Source organism: Paraglaciecola sp. MB-3u-78 (assembly GCF_002835935.1).
Taxonomy (GTDB): Bacteria; Pseudomonadota; Gammaproteobacteria; order Enterobacterales; family Alteromonadaceae; genus Paraglaciecola.
In genome coordinates, this window is sequence record NZ_PJCF01000007.1 from 48,216 (window position 1) to 73,469 (window position 25,254).

20 protein-coding genes are annotated in these 25,254 nt (G+C 41.4%); 11 read left to right on the forward strand and 9 right to left on the reverse strand.

What is annotated here, in order from left to right:
* Nucleotides 1–71 precede the first annotated feature (71 nt).
* The 5 genes from CXF95_RS18960 to dapA all read right to left on the reverse strand — a co-directional run bounded on the left by CXF95_RS18960 (nucleotide 72) and on the right by dapA (nucleotide 11,512).
* Nucleotides 72–6,692, reverse strand: a complete 6,621-nt coding sequence (locus CXF95_RS18960; protein ID WP_101200164.1) for a hypothetical protein — start codon at nucleotides 6,690–6,692, stop codon at nucleotides 72–74.
* A gap of 4 nt (nucleotides 6,693–6,696) precedes the next feature.
* Complete coding sequence (locus CXF95_RS18965; RefSeq protein WP_157828184.1) at nucleotides 6,697–7,770, reverse strand: OmpA family protein; 1,074 nt, start codon at nucleotides 7,768–7,770, stop codon at nucleotides 6,697–6,699.
* Between the two features lie 525 nt (nucleotides 7,771–8,295).
* A complete protein-coding gene (locus CXF95_RS18970; RefSeq protein ID WP_101200166.1) occupies nucleotides 8,296–9,399 on the reverse strand; it encodes a phosphoribosylaminoimidazolesuccinocarboxamide synthase in 1,104 nt (367 codons plus the stop codon).
* 100 nt (nucleotides 9,400–9,499) lie between these two features.
* A complete protein-coding gene (gene bamC / locus CXF95_RS18975; RefSeq protein WP_101200167.1) occupies nucleotides 9,500–10,621 on the reverse strand; it encodes an outer membrane protein assembly factor BamC in 1,122 nt (373 codons plus the stop codon).
* Nucleotides 10,622–10,630: 9 nt separating this feature from the next.
* Entirely contained in the window at nucleotides 10,631–11,512 is an 882-nt protein-coding gene (dapA, locus tag CXF95_RS18980; RefSeq protein ID WP_101200168.1) for a 4-hydroxy-tetrahydrodipicolinate synthase, read from the reverse strand.
* A gap of 113 nt (nucleotides 11,513–11,625) precedes the next feature.
* Between dapA and CXF95_RS18985 the strand changes: the two genes are divergently transcribed.
* Together CXF95_RS18985 and bcp are read left to right on the forward strand one after the other, a co-directional pair.
* Nucleotides 11,626–12,204 carry a glycine cleavage system protein R gene (locus CXF95_RS18985; RefSeq protein WP_101200169.1) on the forward strand — a complete coding sequence of 193 codons (579 nt, stop codon included), beginning with the start codon at nucleotides 11,626–11,628 and terminating at the stop codon, nucleotides 12,202–12,204.
* 46 nt (nucleotides 12,205–12,250) lie between these two features.
* The gene (bcp, locus tag CXF95_RS18990) at nucleotides 12,251–12,715 is read left to right on the forward strand and encodes a thioredoxin-dependent thiol peroxidase (protein WP_101200170.1); all 465 of its coding nucleotides are present in this window, start codon (nucleotides 12,251–12,253) and stop codon (nucleotides 12,713–12,715) included.
* Between the two features lie 79 nt (nucleotides 12,716–12,794).
* Here the strand turns inward: bcp and CXF95_RS18995 are convergent, their stop codons facing one another.
* On the reverse strand, nucleotides 12,795–13,862 hold the full coding sequence (locus tag CXF95_RS18995) for an AI-2E family transporter (RefSeq protein WP_101200171.1): 1,068 nt from the start codon (nucleotides 13,860–13,862) through the stop codon (nucleotides 12,795–12,797).
* Between the two features lie 149 nt (nucleotides 13,863–14,011).
* Between CXF95_RS18995 and CXF95_RS19000 the strand changes: the two genes are divergently transcribed.
* Together CXF95_RS19000 and CXF95_RS19005 are read left to right on the forward strand one after the other, a co-directional pair.
* Nucleotides 14,012–14,587 (forward strand): hypothetical protein, encoded by a 576-nt coding sequence (locus CXF95_RS19000; protein WP_232787934.1) that lies wholly within the window; start codon nucleotides 14,012–14,014, stop codon nucleotides 14,585–14,587.
* Nucleotides 14,588–14,698: 111 nt separating this feature from the next.
* Nucleotides 14,699–16,153: a M48 family metalloprotease gene (locus tag CXF95_RS19005; RefSeq protein ID WP_101200173.1), complete on the forward strand. Its 1,455-nt coding sequence runs from the start codon at nucleotides 14,699–14,701 to the stop codon at nucleotides 16,151–16,153.
* Here CXF95_RS19005 and CXF95_RS19010 read toward each other — a convergent pair.
* On the reverse strand, nucleotides 16,139–16,606 hold the full coding sequence (locus tag CXF95_RS19010) for a TlpA disulfide reductase family protein (RefSeq protein WP_101200174.1): 468 nt from the start codon (nucleotides 16,604–16,606) through the stop codon (nucleotides 16,139–16,141). The genes CXF95_RS19005 and CXF95_RS19010 overlap by 15 nt on opposite strands.
* Nucleotides 16,607–16,707: 101 nt before the next feature.
* Here CXF95_RS19010 and arsC point away from each other — a divergent pair, with 101 nt between their 5' ends.
* The 3 genes from arsC to CXF95_RS19025 are packed head-to-tail and all read left to right on the forward strand — an operon-like array spanning nucleotide 16,708 to nucleotide 18,121.
* Nucleotides 16,708–17,061 carry an arsenate reductase (glutaredoxin) gene (gene arsC / locus CXF95_RS19015; RefSeq protein WP_101200175.1) on the forward strand — a complete coding sequence of 118 codons (354 nt, stop codon included), beginning with the start codon at nucleotides 16,708–16,710 and terminating at the stop codon, nucleotides 17,059–17,061.
* Nucleotides 17,058–17,651, forward strand: a complete 594-nt coding sequence (wrbA, locus tag CXF95_RS19020) for an NAD(P)H:quinone oxidoreductase (protein ID WP_101200176.1) — start codon at nucleotides 17,058–17,060, stop codon at nucleotides 17,649–17,651. Before arsC ends, wrbA begins: the two co-directional genes overlap by 4 nt.
* 41 nt (nucleotides 17,652–17,692) lie before the next feature.
* Nucleotides 17,693–18,121: a DUF2069 domain-containing protein gene (locus CXF95_RS19025; RefSeq protein WP_101200177.1), complete on the forward strand. Its 429-nt coding sequence runs from the start codon at nucleotides 17,693–17,695 to the stop codon at nucleotides 18,119–18,121.
* Nucleotides 18,122–18,127: 6 nt separating this feature from the next.
* Here CXF95_RS19025 and hda read toward each other — a convergent pair whose 3' ends face one another.
* The gene (hda, locus tag CXF95_RS19030) at nucleotides 18,128–18,847 is read right to left on the reverse strand and encodes a DnaA regulatory inactivator Hda (protein WP_101200178.1); all 720 of its coding nucleotides are present in this window, start codon (nucleotides 18,845–18,847) and stop codon (nucleotides 18,128–18,130) included.
* On the reverse strand, nucleotides 18,835–19,950 hold the full coding sequence (locus tag CXF95_RS19035) for a DUF2066 domain-containing protein (RefSeq protein ID WP_101200179.1): 1,116 nt from the start codon (nucleotides 19,948–19,950) through the stop codon (nucleotides 18,835–18,837). Before CXF95_RS19035 ends, hda begins: the two co-directional genes overlap by 13 nt.
* Before the next feature lie 203 nt (nucleotides 19,951–20,153).
* Between CXF95_RS19035 and purM the strand changes: the two genes are divergently transcribed.
* The 4 genes from purM to fadE all read left to right on the forward strand — a co-directional run bounded on the left by purM (nucleotide 20,154) and on the right by fadE (nucleotide 25,217).
* Nucleotides 20,154–21,191 (forward strand): phosphoribosylformylglycinamidine cyclo-ligase, encoded by a 1,038-nt coding sequence (gene purM, locus CXF95_RS19040; protein WP_101200180.1) that lies wholly within the window; start codon nucleotides 20,154–20,156, stop codon nucleotides 21,189–21,191.
* Nucleotides 21,192–21,848 (forward strand): phosphoribosylglycinamide formyltransferase, encoded by a 657-nt coding sequence (purN, locus tag CXF95_RS19045; RefSeq protein ID WP_101200181.1) that lies wholly within the window; start codon nucleotides 21,192–21,194, stop codon nucleotides 21,846–21,848.
* On the forward strand, nucleotides 21,841–22,578 hold the full coding sequence (locus tag CXF95_RS19050) for a DUF3108 domain-containing protein (RefSeq protein ID WP_101200182.1): 738 nt from the start codon (nucleotides 21,841–21,843) through the stop codon (nucleotides 22,576–22,578). Before purN ends, CXF95_RS19050 begins: the two co-directional genes overlap by 8 nt.
* Before the next feature lie 173 nt (nucleotides 22,579–22,751).
* Complete coding sequence (gene fadE, locus CXF95_RS19055) at nucleotides 22,752–25,217, forward strand: acyl-CoA dehydrogenase FadE (protein ID WP_101200183.1); 2,466 nt, start codon at nucleotides 22,752–22,754, stop codon at nucleotides 25,215–25,217.
* The last annotated feature ends 37 nt before the right edge of the window (nucleotides 25,218–25,254 follow it).

Here is a 25,254-nt window from a genome sequence, read left to right on the forward strand (position 1 = left end):
CGCCTAAAGCGGGCTTGGTGATTTCAATATCTATTCATACCATCAATCCGCAGCACTAATATACTCTTGGATCAGGTACCTCGAAATCCACTAATAGTACCTATTTGCGACGACGGAAAGGAGCTAAAGGACACAAAAAGTTCTTTTTCCTCCAGCCAAATACCCAACTCGTCATTTTTCCATACCAGTTGGAGGTGAAGCTGCAATAAATCCAGCCTTAATTGTCCTAAGTCGAGAGACAACTCACTAGGGGATATCTCAGGAACTCTAAACAAGGGGGCTTGCGTTGAATACATTGGATTGCTAGATAAAACAGGGATAGGCATAGTCACTTCAGGTACATCCACATCAATGTCATCTTCATATACCTGAATAATAAAATTAAACACAGGCTCGCTGGATGGGGAGGGTTTTACTGGTGTCAGGTAGCTAAAGTTAAAACCGTCACCGTCTACATCTAAATTTACGGAATTATGCAAGTATATTGCATCACCTTTCTCCGTATCGAGCACAGGTACACTCACAGTTATGCTGCCCAAATCGAACAAATTCAGGCCATTTATGGCAATAAGATCAAAAAGTACGATCATATCTTCGCTAGCACTATGACTGTTATGTAGATTTATCTGTTGACTAGCAATGGGCAACATTTGATTAGCTTGCATGCCTGGCAGTTTGATCGCCAATTGCCAGTTAAGATCAAATTGCCAGCTAAGCAACTGTCCCTGTGCATTTAAGCTGAATTTGCCCGATACTGCGGCATTAAGATGTAGTCCGGCAATTTCTATATTGGCCGGTAGTTGTTGCGGTGTTAAATCCAATCCAAAATCGGCATTACCCTGGATAGTGACCCCGTTACTACCAATAGAAATACCGCCATCTAACCAGTTTCGTCCTTGCCAGAATAATTGACCTTCTGCACCAAGCATCCAATTTTGCCCACTGGCTTTTACACTGCACTGACCTTCAATACCGGCACCCAGTACCGTAAATTTACCCTCTCCACTCAATGCAAATTGCGGATTTTGGCTAGAAAAATCCACCATACCAGCTAAACGCATCTGTACATTAGTTAAGGGTAACAGTCCCAACTGCCAACTTTGATTGTTGCCATTTAGCTGGGCACTTAGCTGCATTTTTTTGTAGCCGATTGAGCCAGAGACTTGCGTGAAGCTTTTACCTAATAATTGCAATTGACCCAAACCTTCTAGGGCAATCAGCTGTTGTGGACCAATGCGCCCTTCACAACTCAAGTGCAACGCCATTAACGGAGTATTTCCAAACACCGTAATGGCAGGTTCGAACTCAAGCTGACCGGCCAAGATGACATGCTCCTGACTGATATCCACGTGCCCCTTGATGACAATTTGCTCTGCAAACAAGCGTAACTCACCACTGCCCTGCAAGGCAAAGTCAGGATTGGATGACAACATCAAACTGGCTGGTTGTTGTTGGTCAGCAATCAGCAAACGGGCAATCGCATTTTGTGGGCTGCCGTTGGGTAATATTATCCAATCAGCATAAACACTGGCATTAATTCGTGCGAAGGAGTCAGCACCGGCACTGCGACCTTGCAATTGTAAACGGCCATGCAGTTGCAAAGGCAGGCTTAGCTCAATCCCAGCCACCCGCAGCGACAGGGGCTCGATATCTAGGCTGGAAAACAGTGAAAATTCGCCGTTACTATTAATGCTGCCCAGCATGGAGTAAATCTGGCTATCAATCACATTGACCTTAGCAACCACGGCCAAGGCGAACTCGCTGCCAGAAGCCATAGCTGCACTGATATCTGCTTGGCTAAAACCGACAAACTCATCCATTAAACCGCTTTGGTCGGGTGATAACTGATTAGCCAAAGGCAGCAACTGTGCGGAGGATATTGCTGAGCCCATTGCCAGTTGTGTCGATTTTTTCTGGTACAACACAAAATCATCAAATTGCGCGCCCTGATCCCACCAACTATCCAAACCTACGCGGCCTTGTGTAAGTGCATGCTGGTTGTCTTGCACAGCACACCACAGTTGTCCATCGACCCAAATTTTAATGCTGGTAATGTCTTCGCTTTTACTCATGTTTTGCAGCATATCTTGCAAGCTTGAGGCGCGGATATTGATAGCTTTCAATGTTGTTTTGTTAGAAAAACGGCGACTTAAACCTGCAGTGGTATTGCTGCGGCTGCTGGTTTCCAATCGAATTTGATAGGTTTTGTTGGGTTTGAATGCAGTTTTGCTGACAAATAAGGTGGTGGCTCGTCCATCTACCAGCTTCACCAGATCCCATTGCTTTTGCTCCTGGGTCATGCGGAAACGATAAAAAGTGTCTTTGTTTTGAAAATGAAACACCAACCCCAATCCGTCGTTATCCTGAGATGTTAATTGTACTTCTAATTTCAGATCCTCAACTACTCTCGGCATATAAATTAACATAGTGCCATAACGTGCGGGTGAGTTATCCCCGACATTATTGGCCTGCACTAATCGCCCACTATCAACCAGCCACATACCTTTGCCCCGTTTCATGCCAAAGTCCTGTACTTGCCAGTCACTTAGGTCATTGTTGTGAAAATCATTGTGATACAACAATTCATATAGGGGGGTAGCTGGGTCGATATCATTTTGATTATCTGCTAGTTGGGCCAACTCTTGGGCCTGCATCAACATAAAAGTGGCGCTGGCATCAAAGAATACAAAACGCCCGTGCAATTCCACCTTACGCAGCGGTGCCGGTAACAAGGCTAAAATACTCGACAAAGAAAGCTGTGGTGGCTGACTAAGCATACTTTGCGTCCATTCAATGCCTTGCAGAGACGTGTCGCTAATTCGCTGCAAAACCTCCGCCAATGTAGATTGAATTTGCTGTGCCAAGGCAATGATAGTGGCTACATTGATCTTGCCAGAAAAGTCGGTGTTGACCACGCCATTTAGCACTGGAAACATTTGGGCTACGGGAGCTGGCAGGCTTATTTGCCCATTAAACAATTCGGCATACATGATATTAGCAATGTGTCCGTTTGGATCAATAGGCACGCTGGGATCAGCAATAAAACCCATCAGTTCAAAAATTAACAAAGGGCTGGGATGGGGGAAAGGTCGGCTCAAGTCAAAACTCAGGCCAAAGCCCCCAAGATTGATACGTGTGCAATAACGGTCAAAATAGGGCGAAGCATCGTTTAGCATGGGCATCGTTGGGGCGCCCGTCATGGGCAATATAGTAAAGTAGTTTTCGCAAATATGACTGATACCATAATCTGCGTTACCCAAGGCAAAATCGAAAGATGTGGTGATATTGGTGGACATTACAGGACCGAAAAAAGGCGAAACTTTAAAGCGTTTTAGATCCGCACGAATGGCCCCTGGCACAATCAGTTGCAAACCGTCCCAAGTCGGTTGGCAAAGACCATTCATAGGCGGTGCAGGCGGTGGAATATCACTGCGCAAGTCGATATCAAAACCAATCAGCGGTATGACAAAATCTACTTCGCCTAAGGTGACCGGGATCAAATCCAGTTTAAACTGCAGTTTGTTGTTTACTGGCAAACGCAGGCCAAAGCCTAGTTCGTTTGAGGTATCGGCATCTTCGATCAGTTGTTGTGACAGAATTAATTCACCAGCAAAATCGATCAGCAAGCTATTTTTCGAATAACCGTAACCAAAGACCAGACGATCAAGATTTACGCTACTTCCTGGATAGTGGCCAAAATCGGGCAAGGGGATAGGATTAACTCCACCCTCAAGTGCAAAATAAATGGCATCGGCTGAAATCCCAAGCTTGAATACTAAGTCTGCCATGGCGACCAAAGGATCATCAGGAGCAAAACCAATTATCGATGCCGCGCCTTCAACGCGCATATCGGATGGATTGTTAAAGGGTAAAACGAATTTGGCATCCGTTATTTTGAACTGTAATTGTGTGTCCACATGCAGCCAACCCAAGGACACATCTACAGCGCCTTGATAAATTTCAATACCAGTTTGATAGATTTCCTGACTCCCCTGAACCCCAACAATGCCTAACATTTGGTGCACAGCCAGCACGGCTTCATACAAAAACTTGCGTCCGACTAACTGGAATAGGTCTGCCTGAATGCTGGGTATTACACGAAATTTTTGCATGAAAATAGCCTGAGTATCTTCATTGGCCTGCTCAAGTTGCTGCAATAAGTCTCTGGCCTCTTCGAGTTCTTGATCCAGGCGGTTTATTTCAGCGGCTATTTCGGGCTCAAGGTTTTGCAACCAGCGGTTTGGGTAATCCCAACTACCATTGTCATCTTTGAGTCGGTTCAAATCGTTAAGACTCAAAGGTAGCTTGGGAATAGCGATAGGAATGGTTAATTCATTGAAACCAAAACTAAGACTTTGCTCACTTAATTCAAATTCAAGTTCAACAAACTGACCGGCAAATCCTAGTTCGGTATTGATGGAAAAGGCAAAGGCCAAAGGCTGATCAGCCGCTGGATTTTCTTCGCCCATGCTCAGGCTGATTTTTTTCAGCTCGACACTGACATCTATGTCCAAGTCAATTTCAGTGCCATTGTTTTGAGCCCCAACGAGACTCGCGCCACCTTTGAGTAAGTCTGCCAACATATCAAACAGATCTAGCTCTAGTCCCGCTTGGTCAAATACACATTCTGCATTAAACCAAATGTTGTCTGGGTTGAATCCCAAGGTTAAGCTGGCCTGCCCGCTTAAATCAATCTGGCTAGCAATAGCCAGTAAACGATTCAATTGCTGGGCAATCATAGGTGGCACAAAACCGCTTAGTTGCTCAGGCAACACTGGATGTAACACGAAAGAGCCAGATAATGTGAGCTGCCCGCTAAGTTCATCGTCAGCATTGCTTAAGTTCAGCTCAATTTTTTTAATCACAATTTCGATGGGCGCGTCGGGTAACACCAAGCCGGGCAACTGCAGGTGCAGGCTGAGTGGGTTAGCTATGCTAGCGCTAAGCTTAGTACTGTCGGTATCTGCTTCTGTATCTGTGTCAGTGTCAGTGTCAGAAGTATGTATCTCAGCCTTAAACTGCAACTGCATCCAACCATCTTCGTCACCGCTATCCAGCTCGATAAAATCTTGTAAGCCCAGTACCTGCAGTTGTTGTAGGTTGGCCAAGTCTGGCAAGCGTAATAAAAAGCCTAGGCTTAACTCACCATTAAAATCTGCGCCAGTTTTACTCAGTTGAATATCAATGCTGGCATCATCGACCTCAGGTCGCAGACTTGGCGGGATGAATCGCCATAACTGGTCTACATCATCTAGCTCAGCCTGAATAGCCAGCGCCATGTGTTCTTCATGCCAACTGATATTCAAGCTGACCTGCGCATCATTAGCAGGCATTGGCAGAAAATTGCTCTGTTGCGCAAGATTGATACGACTGGCGATATCCTGCCACTGCATCTCAATCACCAGTTCAAAAATCGCCAACTGCGACTGATTTGGTTCATCCTCATTATCAATAAACACCAACACCAGTTGGGCCTGATTGATTTGCGCTAATCCATCAATGTTGATGTTTTCCAGTTTGATCAGCAAATTGTCTTGGCCCTGCTGATGCTCAAACTGTATCTCAAGATTATCAGCCTGTAGGCTTAAACCATCCACCTCTAGGCTGATACTGGTTGTTCCCTTAAGCTCAAAATCGCCGTCAGAGTCAAACTCTCCCAGCAACTGCAACTCGCTTAAGGTCAGTATTTGACTCGGATGCAACAGTGGAATACGCAAGGGGGAATGGGCCGATAAGCCAATCGAATAGTTATACTGATTTTCTCCTGCGTAGGCAAAGCCCAGTTCGGCTAAAAATAACCCTTCGATATAGGGAAATTTGAGTATGCCCTTTACATGAGTGCCAATAGGAATATTGGCTGCAACCACTACATCAAGTTGTTGTAGGGCAAATTGCAGGTTTTGTGCAAACAAACTGCCAGCCAACTCGGACTGGGCAATATCAATATTTTCACCATCATCTACCACTGTCCAAGATAAACTAGCCGAGACTGACAACCCTTGATTGCCCAGCGCCAGATTTTCCAGATCGGCTTGAATTCCGGGCAGTTCCTGAGTATTAAGCTGCAGGGGGATATCCCAATAAAATTGCGCAGACTGCGCATGTATACCTCGAAAACTCTGATTGAAACCCAGATCCGTGATATCGGTATCCACCGCATCAGCGTTGGTGATCAGGCGGCAATCTTGCAAGCCTAGCACTAACCCCGTACCCGCAATACTGAACGGCGGAACTGAAAACTGCTCCATCTCAGCGCTAATATTCAACTGAGCATCAATACCTAGCGTACCTTCCACTTCAAAGGCGAACCCTGCTAAGGCATCTTGTTCATTGTCAGGCGGAACTGGCAGCAATAAGGTGTTTTCAATAACAATCCGCAACGGGAAATGGCGCAGAGTGACACCGATGGGGGCTCCTGCATGCACTAATTCACACAAAATCAATGGCCACTGGTCAGCACTTTCGCGAAATACCCCTAAGCTCAGTGCATTCAATCCCGGCACGTTGAAGAACACACTTTGCTCAACGGCCAACACCATATTGTAGGTGCTAACACCCTGCTCTTGGGTTTCAAAAAAACTGGTGATTTGAATGTGTTCAAAGAAATCCGCAAATAACTGGTCGAGTAAGTCATTTAAAGGCCCTAAGGGAATATTGTCCTGTACGTTTTGCAAACTACTTAATGACGTCATGACCTTAGTCCTCTTCCAGAGTGACTTGCACAAAACCCGCAGGCACAAAACTGAGTTCGGCATCGGGAACTGCAATATTCTGACCGGCGCCAAAAATAACCGTATAAGCAAAAAAATAGCCGCTATGCAGCATAAACAGGGCACCCTCAGCCTTACCCAAAATACTCAGTCCAGCAGATACTGTGGCGTAGTTAAAGGATTGCATATCTTTAAATGTCAAGGCTTCGGAGGTTTCAAACTCACCTCCTACATTGACAATATCCACGCTAAAGCCAATGTTCTGCAACAGGTTTGAGGTTTTCGCATAGTTTGCAGGGCCATCTGAATTCAACCCTTTTAAGAGTCGCTTGAGAAGAGGGAATTTTTCTACAAATTTAAGTTTTTTCAATTTATCAAACAATCCCACCGATATACCCAGTTGCTCAAATTTAATGGATTTAGTAATGGCTGTGGCTGGGCCACTAGCCCCATCGGGTAACATAGTCAGCGTACCTAAGCCGCCCGACAGGAAAAAACCACTACCTGCTGGACCAAAATCAATTTTCCATTGGGTGCTAGCAAGAGCAGCGTTCCCTGTCGGTTGCGCCAGAGTAACTTTCAGCACATAGACAATTTCTACCCGTCGATTCAGAGGACTGTCCTGAGCATCGACACCCAAGTCGATCAATTCTGACTCCCCCTTGCCTGACACCTGAAAATTGTTCTTAAGCATGTCGGCATGGGGAATGCTCATAGAGTCCATTATTTCCAGCAAATATCGATGAACCTCTGCAGCACGTTCTTCTGAAAGCAAGAGGTTGTTATGCTCTTCGCCAATACTGCTGGCGTAGCCGGTAATGCTGCCGATGCGAATTTGGTAGCTAGGTAGCAAATGTTTATCGACTAACTTTTCAATCGCCTGACGGTGCTCATCATCCAGCAGCGCAGGCTGTCCATTAAATGGCAAATCCTGCAAAATAATTCGGTGATATTGGTATAACAAGGTATCGAGATTAATTTTACGTTCGACTTCCAGTTCAACCTTGTTGACCAGTTCTTCACGTTGTAGATTAACGGCGGTGTTAGTTTGTGCGGACATAAAGCGGCTCTCCATGCAAAGTTGAGTATTCCTATTGACGCGCAATACAAACAAACCACCTTGCACTTATGAGCTGAGGGTTAAGCCCTCAGTTATTAGTTATTAGTTATTAACCTTATTAGTGCATGCTGCAAGGTATGATCAGCTAATTTAAATTAACTTGCTGATCAATAGAGAATTTTTTATTGATAATAATATCAACTCACCTTGTGTCTCATAGCAATATGACGCATCCGTCTGGAAAGTTAAGGCCATACTTTGGCTAGTCTTTAATATCCAAAGAAAACAACCTTATCCCTAAATAAGGCGCACCACTTAATTTAAAATAACGTGATTAAAATCAGCGTGTTAAAAGGATGAAATATCTTTACCCAAGGATTCAACATATCCAGCACTGCTATTATTATGACTACCAAGACGGGCATGTGAAGGTCTTTGAGGCGATAGAAAAGTAATCAGACATTGATAAAACAACAGTATTTATTTGTGTAGATCAGATAAGTGGAATGGATATGATCCTTCGCATCAATCAATAAGTTGATATTCTTGATGCAGAATTTTAATTATTTCAGCTTTAGGGTTTTGACTTAAGGTAAGAGGTTGTCTGGTAATTTTTTCTGCGATATCAATATAAGTCTTAGAAACCTGCATCAATACCTCAACAGGTAGCGCATTGTCTTCGGCCAATGCTTGGCGCTCCGGCATACGTTGTTTGTTTAGCAAAATATCAGGATCAGGGAAATGATTTAGCAATAACTGACGGAATCCTTCTTTAGAGTTTTCCACTACCCTGCCCTGAGCATATTGCTGTGCATCCCAAATTCTTGACGAATCTGGGGTGCCCACTTCGTCCATGTAAATCAATTTGTTATCACCATCTAAGTCTTTGACATAACCAAATTCAAACTTAGTATCAACAAACACTTGCCCGACCTCAGACAAAGCCTGGCTAATCAGCGCAAACCCTTCAGTTAATAATTTTTCATACAGTGAGACATCGCTTTGTTTTTTAAAGTTGAACGCTGAATAGTTATCGAGGATATTCTGACGGGTGATATTCACATCATCAGCTTCAGGCACATTAGGGATGCCCTTTAAAATCCCTTTTGTGGAGGGTGTCATAAGTAAGTGGGCTAATTGGCTATCTTGACTAAGTCCTTCTTCAAGCTGGATACCACAAAAGTCTCTTTCACCTTTATCATAAGCGCGCCACATTGAGCCTGTAATATATTGACGACAAATTGCTTCAATCATCACCGGTTGTGCTTTTTGAACTATCCATACAAAAGGGTGTGGAATATCGAGTATATGACTGTCTGCTAGACCTTGTTGCTTAAATAAAGTGAACCAGTGATTAGAAATGGCATTTAAAGCAGCACCTTTTCCGGGCACACCTAACATGCCGTCTTCACCGTGCCAAATACAATCAAAGGCAGAGATACGATCGCTAATAACCATAATGGCTAGTGGCGTATCATAGGGCACTGGATAGGCTTTTTCTTCAATTAAACGACGGCTGTCTTGCTTAGTTAACCAATAAACAGAACGCACTTTACCGCTGTGCACCGGTAATTCAGTACGAATAGGCAGGTCATTGTTAATCGATAAAATTGAATCCGCAATCGACATACTATGCCAACTCCTTAATGTGAAGAATGTAGAACGCTTTAAATGATACTTATTTTTGAAAAGAGCCCTCTGGCTGCGCTAACAATCAGAGGTAAATCACTTATATATCTAGATCGTCAGCCGACATAGTTTTTGAAAATGTGGGGTATAAATCTGTTAATTTATTGACGGGGAATGGATTGCTCTCATCGTCTAATAATGTGATAGAGGTTTTTTTGCCTACAGAGACTACTTTGATACGATACTCTTCAGTGTCTAACTTCATCTCATTTTTGTCACTAGACCAAATATTGCTCCACCAACCTTCTTCAGCACCATTGTATTTAACAAACAATAAGCCATTAGACTTATCATAATCTTTTACATCAAAGCCCAATTTTCTCAATACAAGTAACAATCTGGGCCAAGTGATTTCATAGTCGGCGTCGACTACAAAAGCAGGCTCACCGTCACTATCAAACCCTAAGTCCATCTGTAAACCTTCACGAATTTGACGAAAACGTTTGACGTTAGCGACTTTTGCTTCAAACTCATAGTTCTTCACTACTCGATTCAGAACGTCGACTTCGTTACGTCTTTTATCTTTAGCTTTGGTTATCTCGGTGCTCTGAGCGTCCAATTTTTCCCTATAATCAACCAATTCAACACTGAGACTTGCGGTTCTTCCATGAGGTTTTTTATCTAAGGTAAATTCGAAGCGTTGACCGACAGTACGTTCTGATTTTGACCAGCTATACCATTTATTGTCTTTACTTTCGTCCATCACCATCCAGTCTGTGATCAAGCGCTGGTTGTCTTTGTCAAACATCTCGACGCCAATACCCTCGGTTTCTAAAAATCGAATCAGCGAATTCCAAACGGCAGTATCTAGAGGTAAGGTATCATCAACCTGATCAAACCAAACAATGGCATTTTTTGAGCCTTCTTCTATATGAGAGCCTGACACCACAGCCAATACCAATGAAGGCGACAGCACACTCAAATCTTTGCCCATAGCATTTTTCGGCGCGTTTTCACCTAATTCTGGGAGTTTATAGGCGTCATTAAAATGAGGCGAGTCCACGTCATCTGGAATATTTATTTTTTGACCAGGTTGCTCTTTGACATAATCAAATGAACCACTGGCAATTTGTCTTTCTTCTAATGAACTACAGGCGGTTAACAGAGTGGCAGTTAAAACAGAGGCTGTCATCAAAGCGATTGATTGAAAATTATAGGTCATGCTATCTCCTTAAGATAATACGCCAGAACTGCGCATGACTTGTTCGATATGATTTTGGCTAGCTAGTTCCGATTCAACTAAAGGTAATCGTAAAAAAGCTGAATTAGTCAGCCCCATTTTGTGTAAAGCCCATTTAGGTAACACAGGATTCGGTTCGACGAACAACGCCCTATGTAGGCCAGCAATTTGTTTGTCTATTTTTTCTGCCAACTGGAAATCCTTTGCCAAAGCAGCATTGCACATGTCAGCCATTTGTTTAGGCACAATATTTGCGGTTACAGAAATCACCCCATGGCCACCATTAGCAAGAAATTCACATCCCGTTAGGTCATCACCGCTTAAAAACATAAAATCGTCTGCAACAAGTTTCTGTGTGGCCTTTAAGCGTGCTATGTCACCTGTGGCATCTTTTAAACCGACAATCTTAGGATGAGTCGCTAACTCTGCCACCGTCTCTGGCAGCATATCAGCGACAGTGCGGCTGGGCACATTATATAATAATACGGGTAAGTCAGTCGCATCAGCAATGGCAGTAAAGTGTGCAACCATGCCTTTTTGTTGTGGCTTATTATAATAAGGCACAACACTTAAAAATCCTTCAATGCCAGTACTCGACATTTGTTCACTCAAAAAAATGGCTTCTGAGGTAGAGTTCGCTCCGCTCCCAGCGATGATAGGTATTTTCCCCTGAGCATATTCGACAGTGCGCTTTACCACTTCTATATGTTCAGAAAAGGGTAAAGTCGCAGACTCCCCAGTAGTACCAACTGACACTATGCCATGAGACCCATTTTGAATATGAAAATCAACGAGCGTCTTCAATGACGGATAATCTATTTCCCCGTTATCATACATTGGCGTAATTAACGCCACAAAACTGCCAGTAAACATGTGCTCTCCCCAAAAATTAGCGCCTTATGGTAAAGATCTGGCCTCCTAAAAACAAGCATTGAATAGCCCATTTGATAGATTAGAATTGAAACTGGATCAACCCACCCACAATCATGTATGTTATAGCCAATTTGAAAGCAACGAATTGGTTAAAAATGACGCAACAATTAATCATTACCATATTAGGTTCAGACCAATTTGGTGTGTTGAGCAAATTGGCAGACACAGTTTCTGGAGTGGGATGCAATATTTTAGATAGTCGCCAAGCTGTTTATGGACAAGATTTTTCTCTCACTATGATTATCGAAGGCAGTCAAAGTGCGATTACCCAAGCCGAATGTTTATTGCCGCAAACTTGTCAGAAGCACAATTTATTGTCTATGATGAAACGCACTAAAAAACATTGTAAACAAAACCTCGAACACCTAGCGGATGTCATCATACATGGCGAAAGCACACCTGGTCTAATTGACCAAATCACCGACTTTTTCAAACAACATAATATCTCTGTCAGTGCTTTTAGATTAAAATTTTTGGATAAGTATGAAAACGACTCTGGTAGAGACAATCCCATGAAGTGTAAAATGGTGATTTCTATTCCACATGATCTCGAAGTTGAAAAAATTGAACATGCTCTTCAAGAATTATTACAACCATTGAATTTAGAGGCTTCAATTAAACAAAATCATTAATAATCTCGTATTACCCCTTTTCATTAATCATTTAAGGTTATTTTTTATGCAAATTCTCAAAGCGAGCGATATTGCTCCGCAATTTTCTCTACCGAATCAAGATAACCAAACGGTATCATTAAGCGACTATGTGGGTAAAAAAATATTGCTTTATTTTTATCCTAAGGCCATGACACCAGGGTGTACAATACAGGCACAAGGGTTACGTGATAGCCAAGCAGCATTGGCTAAGTTGAACGTTGAAGTGATAGGTGTAAGCCCTGATGCAGTTAAAAGGTTGCCGAAGTTTATAGAAAAAGAAAACCTCAATTTCACCCTGTTGTCGGATGAAGATCATGCATTAGCAGATGCATTTGGAGTCTGGGGTCTAAAAAAGTTTATGGGTAAAGAATACGACGGTATTCACCGTATTACATTTTTAATTAATGAAAACGGCGAGATAGAACATGTATTTGATAAATTCAAAACCAAAGATCATCATGAAGTAGTATTAGCATATCTTCAAAAGTAAACATCATTAAAGGTCAGAGCCGTTTATAATAATGCGGCTCCACCTTGATTGAATCAATCAACATAATTACATGCTTACATTAAACCTCAGTCACTGACTCTTTTGGACCGGACCATGCATTGGTAACGGCCTTAACTAGCGTAGCTAAAGGAATAGCGAAGAACACGCCCCAAAACCCCCACAAACCGCCAAAGAACAACACCGCGATAATGATATACACAGGATGTAAACTCACCGCTTCTGAGAATAATATGGGTACTAATACATTACCGTCTAGGGCTTGAATAATGCCGTAGGCAACCATCAAGTACCAAAATTCTGGGGTTACCCCCCATTGAAACAAGGCGACTATGGCCACAGGAATAGTCACAACTGCAGCACCTATATAGGGTATAAGTACTGAGAAGCCCACTAACACCCCTAGTAACAGTGCATAACGAAGGTCCATAAACGCAAAAGTCACCGCCGAAACAGTACCAACAATGACAATTTCTATGACCTTACCACGAATGTAGTTAGCAATTTGCAGGTTCATTTCAGTGCCCACTTGTTTGATCAGCCGACGTTCGCTGGGTAATAAAAAAGAGATATTAGATACCAACATTTCTTTATCTTTAACCATAAAAAATACCATTAGCGGCACTAAAATCATGTAAATCAATAGCGCACCAAAGCCACCCAAAGAACTAAATGACGCAGACAATAGTTGTTCTGCCATCACCACCACTCTTTCATTTATACCGTCCAACACATCCTGAATTTGAGTGAGCTGTACAAGATCTGGGTAGGTGTCGGGCAACTTTAATAACCACGCCTGTCCTTTCTCCCATATCTGTGGCATTTCTTTGATCAAATTAATACTCTGCTGGGCAACCACAGGTACTAGGCCCACAAAAGTTAAAATTGATACACTGATAAAACCAAATAACACCAACACGGTAGTATATGTGCGAGATAAGCCTAACTTACACAGTTGCACGACCGGCCAATCCAGCAAATATGCGATGACAGCGGCCACAATAACAGGCATTAAAATTCCGCCCCAAACCGCCAGTAATAATGAACTGATAAGTAACAGCAATAACAGCATCATTGAGTCAGGATCAGAAAATTTTCGCTTATACCAACGTTCAAAAACGTTTAACATCTAGTGTCCTTGTATATTATTAGGCATCATCAATCTGTAGGTTATTGGTGATAGTGGAAGTTCATCTATAGGATGAAGACATTATTGCACAACCCTTGCATGATAAAATAGAACTTAACTTAGATTATAGAAATAAAGAGAGGCTGTTTTTGCAATTAGATTGGACATGTCGTTTTGGCAACGTAAAAGCTATTTTGCAACTGAAAAAATCACTCAATTTAGGAGAGGTCTCGAATCATTTTCAAATAGTAGCGAATAAACTATTGGAGCTAGAAGGCACATTTACCGACGGTTTTGATAATAATATTAAATACTTACTGAATAAAAAAAACTGGCATTTAGCTAATTGTAAGCAAGGGAAACCATCAATCGCACTGAAAAAAAACTGCAACCAATACGCATTTGATTTGTTTTGTTTTCCTATTGTTAACAACGAACCTCAAGCGCTGATTAAGCCTTTTGATGCCGATTCACCCTTCAAAGAATTCAATCCATCAAGTCTGGGTCCACTGCTTAGTATTCCCAAATTAAAAGACTTTATCGCGGTGACAATCCATTGCGGAGATGAGGCAGATATGGAATTACTTAAATATGCCCATATATTACTAGAACAATTAATAGATTTACTGAGCACATCATTACACGTGGTTGAAAATAGTGGCCAGTCAGTCCAAGAGATATTTTTATCTGTTGAGCAACAATTAAAAGAACTAAAACAAGCTTAATATATCAGCTGGAATTGAACTAATTGGCGAGTAGTTGATCCATAACAAACGCAAGTATTTAATAATTAATACTGTCATGTAATCTAGACACACTTAAATTAGACGTAATCTATGATAAAACCTATTGCTAGCATCGTTGTTTCTGCCTTAAGTATATTTTTATTAGGCACTATGTCTGTTAGCGCAGTAAATAAGAAAAATGACTTACCCGAAATAGGTGTGGTGGCATCTAGCGCAATCAGCTTAGATAAAGAGGTATTAATTGGCGACGCCCTGATGCGTCAACTACGCGGTCAAGCCCCTATTATTAACGATCCATTGTTAGATGAATATATTCAAGACATTGGTAATCGTTTGGTTGCACAAGCGGACAATGTAAAATTTCCTTACAAGTTTTTTATTCTTAATAGTCCAGATATCAATGCATTCGCTTTTTTTGGCGGGCATATCGGTATTCACACCGGGCTTATTTTTAATGCCAGAAACGAATCTGAATTAGCCTCGGTGTTGGCTCATGAAGTCAGTCATGTTACTCAAAGACACATTGCACGTAGTATTGAAGCGAGACAAAAATCCTCTCCTTTGCAAATTGCCAGTTTGCTGGGTAGCATATTAGTAGCAGTGGTGAATCCAGAAGCAGGCATGGCGGCGCTTTCTGTTAGTAATGCTGCCTCAGCACAATCTTCAATCAATTACACCAGACAAAATGAAAAAGAAGCCGACAGAGTTGGCATTGGAATACTAGCTGAAGCAGGATTTGATCCAAATGGTGCAAGCAGTTTCTTTGGAATATTGGCTGAAAAAAATCGTCTTAAATCATCTCCTCTCGCATTTTTGCTGACTCATCCTTTACCTGAATCACGGATTGCCGATGCACGAACACGAGCGGCATCTTTTCGACCACGAGAAATTCCTGAAAGCATCAATTTTCACTTAGCTAAGACGAGAATAATAGCCCGCTACTATGCCAATCCTAAGCGTAATATCGAATATTTTTCTGACATATTGCAAAAACAAAGTTATGTTTTTAAACAAGCCGCAGAATACGGTTTAGTTTTATCTTATTTAGCCAACGAACAATTTGAACCAGCATTAAAGTTAATAGATATGTTGTTGGAAAAATATCCCGATAATTTATTCTATTTAGATACCTATACCGATATTGCTATAGAAATGAATCAACATCAAAAAGCGATTGACAAATTATCGGCACAAATTGTTCATGCACCTTTCAACCAAGTGTTGACCTTAAATTTGGCGAATGTGTTAATCAAATTTGGAAATTTTGAAAGATCAATATCACTTTTAAAAGATTACTTATTAATTAATCCAGACAATATGTTGGCCTACGATCTACTTTCAGATGCCTATCGTATTAGCGAGCAAAAGCTAGAGATGCACCAAGTAAAAGCCGAGGTGTATGCCTTAGTGGCGGCCTATCCAAGAGCAATAGATGAATTACATACGGCCTATAATTACGCTGACGAACGTAATATTGAGAAACAAAGGATAAGAGCCAGAATTGAGCAATTTAGAACCGCCCAAGAGCGATTACAAACCCTTTAACACATTAATAGTGTGTATGAGTTTTTCGGCACTTTGCTCGCCTTTCAATTGTTTTTGTACTTTGCCATCGGCATCAAGAATATAAGTGGTCGGCAAGGTGTTAGGTGGTCGGTTCCATGGCATTAAATTAAGTTTGTCTATAATAGGAAATTGAATATTATATTTTTGTTGTAGAGCCAATAGTTGCGATTTGTTCAAGGGATCAAAACTTATCGCAAACATATTTATATCATTATTATATTGTTGGAAGAAATGGTTCAACTCAGGGATTTCTCGCAAACAGGGTGCGCACCATTCGGCAAAGTAATTAACTACTGTCCATTTTCCTTGTGAATCACTCCAACGATGTTCCTGTCCATCAAGTGAAGTGAAATCCACTTTTAAATTTTGCTGAGTCCACAAACCGACCAACAAAGCTAAAGACGCAATCAATATAATGACAATTTTTTTCAAAATAATAGTGTCCTAAATATGAGTTACTCTCGTAACCAAAAGAATAAAATGTAGAATACTACGTATAAATACGATATCTCATTCGAAGTGAAAATAAATTTATGTCTGACCTTAAAATATTACATAATCCTAGATGTTCGAAAAGCCGCCAAACCCTTCAAATACTCTATGATAAAGGACTTGAGCCACACATTATCGAGTATTTAAAAACGCCAATCAGTGCACCAGACTTGCAGCTTATTATTAAGCAATTAGGCTTTTCCTCCCCGAGGCAATTGATGAGAAAAGGCGAAGACGCTTACAAACAGCAAAATTTAGCCGATCTAACCTTAACTGAAGACAGTCTCATTAAGGCTATGCTTGATACACCAAAACTCATAGAACGACCTATCGTTTTATGCAACGGTCAAGCCGCGATTGGCCGCCCCCCTGAATCCATTTTGGATATTTTATGAGTCAAGTGGTTCTGATTTTGTATTATAGCCGCCATGGCGCAACTCAAGCTATGGCTAACAGCATAGCATTAGGCGTTGAAAAATCAGGCCTTGAGGCACGCCTTCGCTGTGTTCCTGAAGTGAGCAATAATTTCACTCAAATTCAGAATTCAATACCCAGTTCTGGTGATCCTTATGTGGTAAAACAAGACCTAGATGATTGTTGTGCATTGGCACTTGGCAGCCCCACACGTTTCGGAAACATGGCGGCACCTCTAAAATACTTTTTAGATGACACCAGCGCTCAATGGTTAGCAGGCACGTTAGAAAACAAACCGGCTTGTGTTTTCACCTCTACATCCAGTATGCATGGCGGGCAAGAGACAACCTTGCTTACTATGATGCTCCCCTTGTTTCACCACGGTATGCTATTATGTGGATTGCCCTACTCCAACCCAGAATTACACACCACATTGTCTGGCGGCAGCCCATATGGTGTCACACATCTGGCTCAAGGGGACAACAAAAGCAAACTCACTAATGAAGAACAAACACTGTGTATCGAACAAGGCAGAAGGCTTGCAGTACTAGCGGCGAAACTGGGCAACTAACCTGAATACGAAACAAGCAACCTGTATACGAGATAAGCAACATGACATTTAACAGCACTTTTTTTCGACGATTAACCTTAACTAGCTATTTACTTTTAATTGTTTGGTTAGTGGTCTGGCATTTTTTCTTAACCATAGACAAACCCACTTCTACCGTATTCACTTTATTATTTTGGGTGGTACCAATTTTATTACCGGCTAAAGGGCTGATAGCAGGTAAACCCTATACTTATGCATGGACCAATTTTATTGTCATGTATTATTTATTGCATGGTCTGACGGCTGTATATGCCGTCGAAGGGGAGCGTTTGTATGCCCTAGTCGAGATAATATTATGTACCCTATTATTCACAGGTTGTAGCTTTTATGCCCGCATCAGAGGACGTGAACTTGGCTTAGGTATTCGTAAACTTAAAGAAGAGCTATTAGAAGAAAAACAGGCGTTTGAAGGCCACAGTAATAATAAATAACCCCAGCTAAAGAGCCAAAATAGATTTTACAAAAGGGATAGTGAGTTTTCGCTGCTGTTGCAGTGATTGCTCATCAAGAATGTCTAAAGATGCAATCAAGGCTGGCATATCTCGCTGCCAATGATTAACCAGATATTTGGCAACATCTTTCGACATATTTAACCCTCGATGTTGGGCTTTTACTACCAACGCCTTCTGTCGCTGCTCGTCGGTCAATGAATAAAGTTGAAAATTAGTGCCCCAAGACAGCCTAGAAATGAGATCAGGTAGTTCTAGGGATAACTGTTGCGAAGGCTGATCGCCTGTAATGACTAAGCAACCATTATTCTGTTCTTTCACCCTATTGATCAAATCAAATACTGCAATTTGCCAAGCACGTTCGCCCTGCAATTTTTCAATGTCGTCGAGACAAATTAAACGATAAGATTCAAGTCCTAACAGCACATCTGGTGACAGATGTTGTTTTTCATTAAAGCTTAAATATATACATGTCTCACCCGCTAATTCAGCTTGTTGGCAAGTTGCATACAACAAGTGACTTTTGCCCAAACCAGAATCAGAAAACAAATATGTCAGCCAATTATTCACCTTTTTATTTTCAAGTTGACTGAATAGCTCGTTTAGATGGCTGCATGCTTGCGCATTTTGGCCAGGGATAAAGCTGGCAAATGATTCGGTGTCTTTTATGCCAATAGGCAATGAAAGTTGACTGCTTACTTGACCCAAAAGAACTCCAAACCCAGTATAGGCTGACCAAAATCATCTACCACGGGTCTAATTTTGCTATCTAAGCTCAGGGCGTTGGTTAAATCCTCAATGTCACCTAACAAATCCAATTCGAAGGTTGCACGGGGACCTTGCTGTTGAATCAAAGTGGCACCATAAACAATACTCATATTTTCGAGAGACCTTAAAGCCAAGCTATAGTAGATAAGAGAATCAATATTGTTGACAACAATTTGAACCTTGGTATCTGCCCGATCAATTTGCGCCAGATCAATCGCATATTTCAAAGACAACTGATCAGCCAAAGCATCAATCAAAGCCTCTGCAATAATTAATGGGCTATCACCTTGTACTTGCCCTGCCAATAGGCCCCTCCCCTCTATCATGGTCCAGTCAGCTGACCATTTTAGCGCCGACTTAGGGTTCGCTATCACAGGATTTTGAAAGACATCAGATGCTTGATTATCACTAAGGTAAATTCTCGCAGAAAGCACAGATGGAACAGAATAACGCTCACTAGCTTGAGATATTTGCGTACTAAACCCACCCCAAATATCAAATACTCCCAAACTTTGTATATCGTCAAGATCCCATACAGGAAACATCAAAGTAATGCCTCTTTGAGCAGCCCGTAAACGCAATTGTTGATAAAGGCCTGCATACTCTGTTGGCCTAGCAATGTGTCTATCTGCATCTTCAGACGACTTGATAGCCAACCAAATCAATGTGTCTGGGCGTCTTTTGTCCCAAACAGGAAAACCAGCGTTACGGATCACATTTTCCACTCGCTGAGGATCAAAGCTTATTACCAAATAGAGTTGTGATTCTTGCTTATCATAACTATAGGATCTGACAAAACCCGTCGCCCTAGTGATAGCATTTTTAATTTTTTGGTTAGTCAGTAAGTCGTTATTACCTCGTACTTTAATAAGCACTTGTTTAAGGGCGAGACTAAAAGCATTATTTTGTGTTTGTTCTGACTGATTATCTACGGGTATCTTAGCATCGTATAAATCATCAATAACCGCTGCATTAACGCTTTGTAAGCTAACTATCCACATAAGCACAAAAGCGAATAATACAGGGTGTGTTTTTATTGGCATCAGGGCCAACTCTCCTCAAAACCTATTTCTGAAGACTATTGTCTTTTATTTGAGAACAAAATTCATCAATTGTTTATCAATCTATATAGTCAAACCACCTTAAAATGAAAATTCAGAGTTATTTGAGTATATCTGTCGTTGGTATTATTTGTGCAAGCTGCTAAAATCTGCGCTCTTTTTTGCGGTCATACTGAGGAAAATACGTGAGCGATAACAATTCATCACTAAGTTACAAAGATGCTGGGGTTGATATTGATGCAGGCAATCAACTAGTCGAAAGAATTAAATCGGTCGCAAAAAAAACTCATAGGCCTGAAGTCAGGGGTGGTTTGGGTGGATTTGGCGCTTTATGCTCATTACCAGAAAAATATAAAAAACCACTACTAGTATCAGGCACCGACGGTGTAGGTACCAAACTAAGATTGGCAATGGACTTAAAGCAACACGCTGGTATTGGCATAGATTTAGTCGCAATGTGTGTTAATGACCTAATAGTCCAAGGCGCAGAGCCTTTGTTTTTCCTCGACTACTATGCCACCGGAAAATTAAATATAGATACAGCTGCAGAAGTGGTAACGGGTATTGGCAAAGGTTGCGAATTATCTGGCTGCGCACTTATAGGCGGTGAAACGGCTGAAATGCCGGGTATGTATCATGGTGAAGATTACGATGTGGCTGGATTTTGCGTAGGTGTTGTCGAAGCAGATGATGTGATTGATGGTTCTCGGGTTGCACACGGAGATGCGCTGATTGCCCTCGCCTCTTCTGGTCCTCATTCCAATGGTTATTCTTTGATACGTAAAATTTTAGAAGTATCCGCTAGTGATACCAATGAAATACTAGAAGGCAAAGCCTTATCGGAACATTTACTTGAGCCTACCCGCATTTATGTCAAGAATGTATTGTCTTTACTAGAACAAATACAAGTTAACGCTATAACCCATATCACTGGCGGTGGATTTTGGGAAAACATTCCGAGAGTTTTACCACAAGGCACCAAAGCGGTGATCGATGGCACAAGTTGGCAATGGCCAGCAATTTTTAATTGGTTACAACAAAAAGGTAATGTGACTACCCATGAAATGTACCGTACCTTCAACTGTGGTGTAGGTTTAATGATTGTGCTACCCAATGATAAAGCTGCCCAAGCGATTAAAATTTTAAACAAACTTGGCGAAAATGCTTGGCAGATTGGTCGTATAGAAAATACTGACGACGAACAACAGGTTGAGATAAATTAAGTGACTGAGCAACAGGCGCAAAAGTCCATAGTTGTATTGGTTTCAGGTAATGGTTCAAACTTACAAGCGATCATCGAGGACATTTCTCAGCTAAAAATTAATGCTAAGATTTCAGCTGTTATCGCAAACCAAAAAACAGCATATGGGTTAACTCGCGCTGAAAACGCGGGTATCCCAGCAATTTTTATTGATCATAAAAGCTTTGCTAGCAGAGAAGAATATGATGCCAAAATGGTGCAGTGTATCAACGAGTTCACTCCGGATCTCATTGTATTAGCAGGGTTTATGCGTATTCTCACTCCAGATTTTGTAGAACATTATCTCGGTAGGATGTTGAACATTCATCCATCTTTGTTGCCCAAGTATAAGGGATTAAATACACACAAAAGGGCGATTGATGCTGAAGATAAAGAGCATGGTGCTTCAGTGCACTTTGTCACACCAGAGTTAGATGGTGGTCCAGTAGTGTTGCAGTCTAAAGTGCCTGTATTTGAGCAACAAGACGCACAAGAATTAGCGGATCGCGTTCAACAACAAGAACGTCAAATGTACCCCCTTGTAATTAAATGGTTTTGTGAAGACAGGCTGAAAATGATCAATAATAAAGCAGTACTAGACAACCAAATATTAGCTGAAGAGGGTTACGCAATTGAGTAAATGGCTCACGTTATTATCAATCACTTTACTTTTAGGGCTGACTTTTGGCGCAAATAAACCTGCTTATGGCGAAACCGAACAGTTAGTAGGTTTCGAGGCACAATACATAGTCTATCGATTTGGTCGAAGTTTAGGTAAAGCCAGACTGAGCCTAAAAGCCGATGAAGATAATCTATATAGATTAGATTACTACTCTAAAGTTTCAGCCTTCTTTTTATCAGACATTCGTTCTGAGACCAGTCTTTTTTCGTTTGAAAATAAGCAGTTACAACCCCATACCTATGCTTACAGCCGCAGTGGAACAGGTTCGAATAAAAGCACCAAAATTCGTTTCGATGCTGAAAAATCAACAGTTACCATCAATCAAGCGCAACCAATAGAATGGTTAGGTCAATTAGACAACCAACTTTATCGCTTGGATGTGCAATTAAAATTGGCCTCTGGTAAGCGTAAATTTGCCTATGACATTGTGAATAATAGAGGCCAGTTGCGTCATTATGAGTTAAAAGTAGTAGGCAAAGAACAACTCGACTTACCTTTCGGAATGATTGAAGGTATCAAGGTCAAAATTCTACGAAAAAATTCATCAAGAGAAACCATCGTTTGGTTTTCACCCCAGCTAAATTATCAACTAGTGAAGTTGCAACAATTCAAAGATGGTGATGAACAAGGTGAACTACGTTTAAAATATTTCAAATCACAAAACACCGAATTAGAAACAAAAAACTGACTCCACCCACAACTCATCTATAATTATGTCGCTATATTATCATTTTAACTTATGCAGTATCATTTGAAATATCCATCCAAATCAAAGGGACTAACTGATCCTTAAACTTGATTTTTACATGGCTAAAATATATTGTTGAAAACTTGGTCTGACCTCTACTTATTGGAGCATTTATGCAATTCCTAATTTGGTTTTTATACGTGATAGCGACACTAGGTGCAGTAAGCTATTTTAGAATGAAATTGTTTAACGCAACTGTCGCAATTTTTTGCCTATTTGTACTTGGAAGTATTCTAGGTGTGATAGATGAATTCAGTTGGATAATCTTTTTAATTGTGGCCCTGCCCCTTAATATTGAATCTGTACGTAAACAATACATCAGTGAACCTATCCTCAAATTCTACAAAAAAATCATGCCTGAAATGTCGAGCACAGAAAAAGATGCTATCGATGCAGGCACAGTTTGGTGGGATGGCGAGATATTTAGTGGTAACCCAAACTGGCAAACACTGCATAATATTCCCCAAGCTCGACTAACATCTGAAGAACAAGCATTTTTAAACGGTCCTGTAGAAGAAGTGTGTAAAATGTGTGATGACTGGGAAGTGACTCACAAAAATGCAGATCTGTCTGCAGAAGTTTGGCAGTACTTAAAAGACAATAAATTCTTCGCTATGATAATCAAGAAAGAATTTGGTGGTTTAGACTTTTCAGCTTATTGCCAATCTCGTGTACTCCAAAAGTTATCTAGTGTGAGTGCAGTTTTATCCACAACAGTCGGTGTGCCTAATTCATTAGGGCCTGGTGAATTACTTCAGCACTACGGAACTGAAGAACAAAAGAACCATTATTTACCCAGATTAGCAGTCGGTGATGAAATCCCATGTTTTGCACTAACTGGCCCAGAAGCGGGCTCAGATGCAGGCTCTTTGCCTGATAGCGGCATAGTATGTAAAGGACAATGGAATGGCGAAGAAATTCTTGGAATGCGCCTTACCTTCGATAAACGTTATATTACCTTAGCCCCAGTAGCTACTGTCATTGGCTTAGCGTTCAAAATGTATGATCCTGATGGATTATTAGGTGATGAAAAAGAATTGGGTATTACCTGTGCCTTATTACCTAGAGACACTGCAGGTATGGAAATAGGCAACCGCCATTTCCCACTTAACGTCCCCTTCCAAAATGGACCCATCAGAGGTCAGGATATTTTTGTACCTTTAGATTACATTATCGGTGGTACAAAAATGGTCGGCCAAGGCTGGCGTATGTTAGTAGAATGTTTGTCAGTTGGCCGAGTCATTACCTTACCTTCAACCTCCGCAGGAGGCGCAAAAAGTATTGCTTTAGCCACTGGCGCTTATGCTCGAATTCGTCGTCAATTTAAAATGCCTGTGGGTAAAATGGAAGGTATTGAAGAGATGTTAGGTCGTATAGGTGGCAATGCCTACCTTATGGACGCGGTGACATCCTTTTCAACCAAAGGTGTCGATTTGGGTGAAAAGCCTTCCGTTATATCCGCTATCTGCAAATACCATTTAACAGAAAAAATGCGTCAGGTAGTCAATGACGCCATGGATGTCCATGGTGGTAAAGGTATTATGCTTGGGCAAAACAACTATTTAGGCCGCGCATACCAAGGAGCTCCTATTGCTATAACGGTAGAGGGTGCCAACATTCTCACTCGTAATATGATGATCTATGGGCAAGGAGCAATGCGTTGTCACCCATATGTGCTGACAGAGTTGCTCGCTGCCAACAATCCTGATGCTGACGAAAGTTTAGAACAATTTGACCAAGCAGTATTTGGACACATTGGTTTTGCTATCAGTAACTTGTTCCGCAGTTTATGGTTCTCATTAACAGGCGCGCGTTTTACTCAGGCTCCTTTTACTGATGAAACAGCGGGCTACTATCGTTCGATGCAACGTTACAGTTCTAATATGGCCTTTCTATCTGATGTTGCCATGGCAGTATTGGGCGGTGAATTAAAACGCCGTGAACGCATATCGGCTCGTTTAGGTGATGTATTAAGTTATTTGTATCTCACCTCATGTGTGTTGAAACGTTTTGATGATGAAGGTCGCAAAGCTGACGATCTACCTCTGATGCACTGGGCGATGCAAGACAGTTTACACAAGTTAGAAGTGGCTTTAGAGGAGTTACTCGACAACTTCCCTTCTATGATAATGGGGAAAGCACTCAAATTAATCATTATGCCATTTGGAAAAACATATAAACGCCCTTCGGATCAATTAGAGCATAAAATCGCCAGACTGTTACAGACGCCAAGTGAAGCCCGTAACCGTTTAGGTGCAGGGCAATACTTATCCCGTGAAGAAGGCAGTTTAATGGGAGATTTAGAACAAACCCTCGAAAATGTTATCGCCGCCGAGCCTATTTATAACAAAGTATGTAAAGCCGCTAAACAATATTTACCTTTTACCGAGTTAGATAAGGTGGCAACTAAAGGGCTTGAATTGGGCGTGATAACCGAAGAACAGGCAGCACTGCTTAGAGAAACAGAAAAAGGGCGATTGCGCACCATCAATGTTGACGACTTTGACCCAAGTGAATTGGTGCAAAGTGTACAAAAAGACAAACCGAAAAGAAAACCACGAGCTAAGAAAGTAGCTTAACGCCTGTTTTTAAAGCCCTGTTAATCAGGGCTTTTTA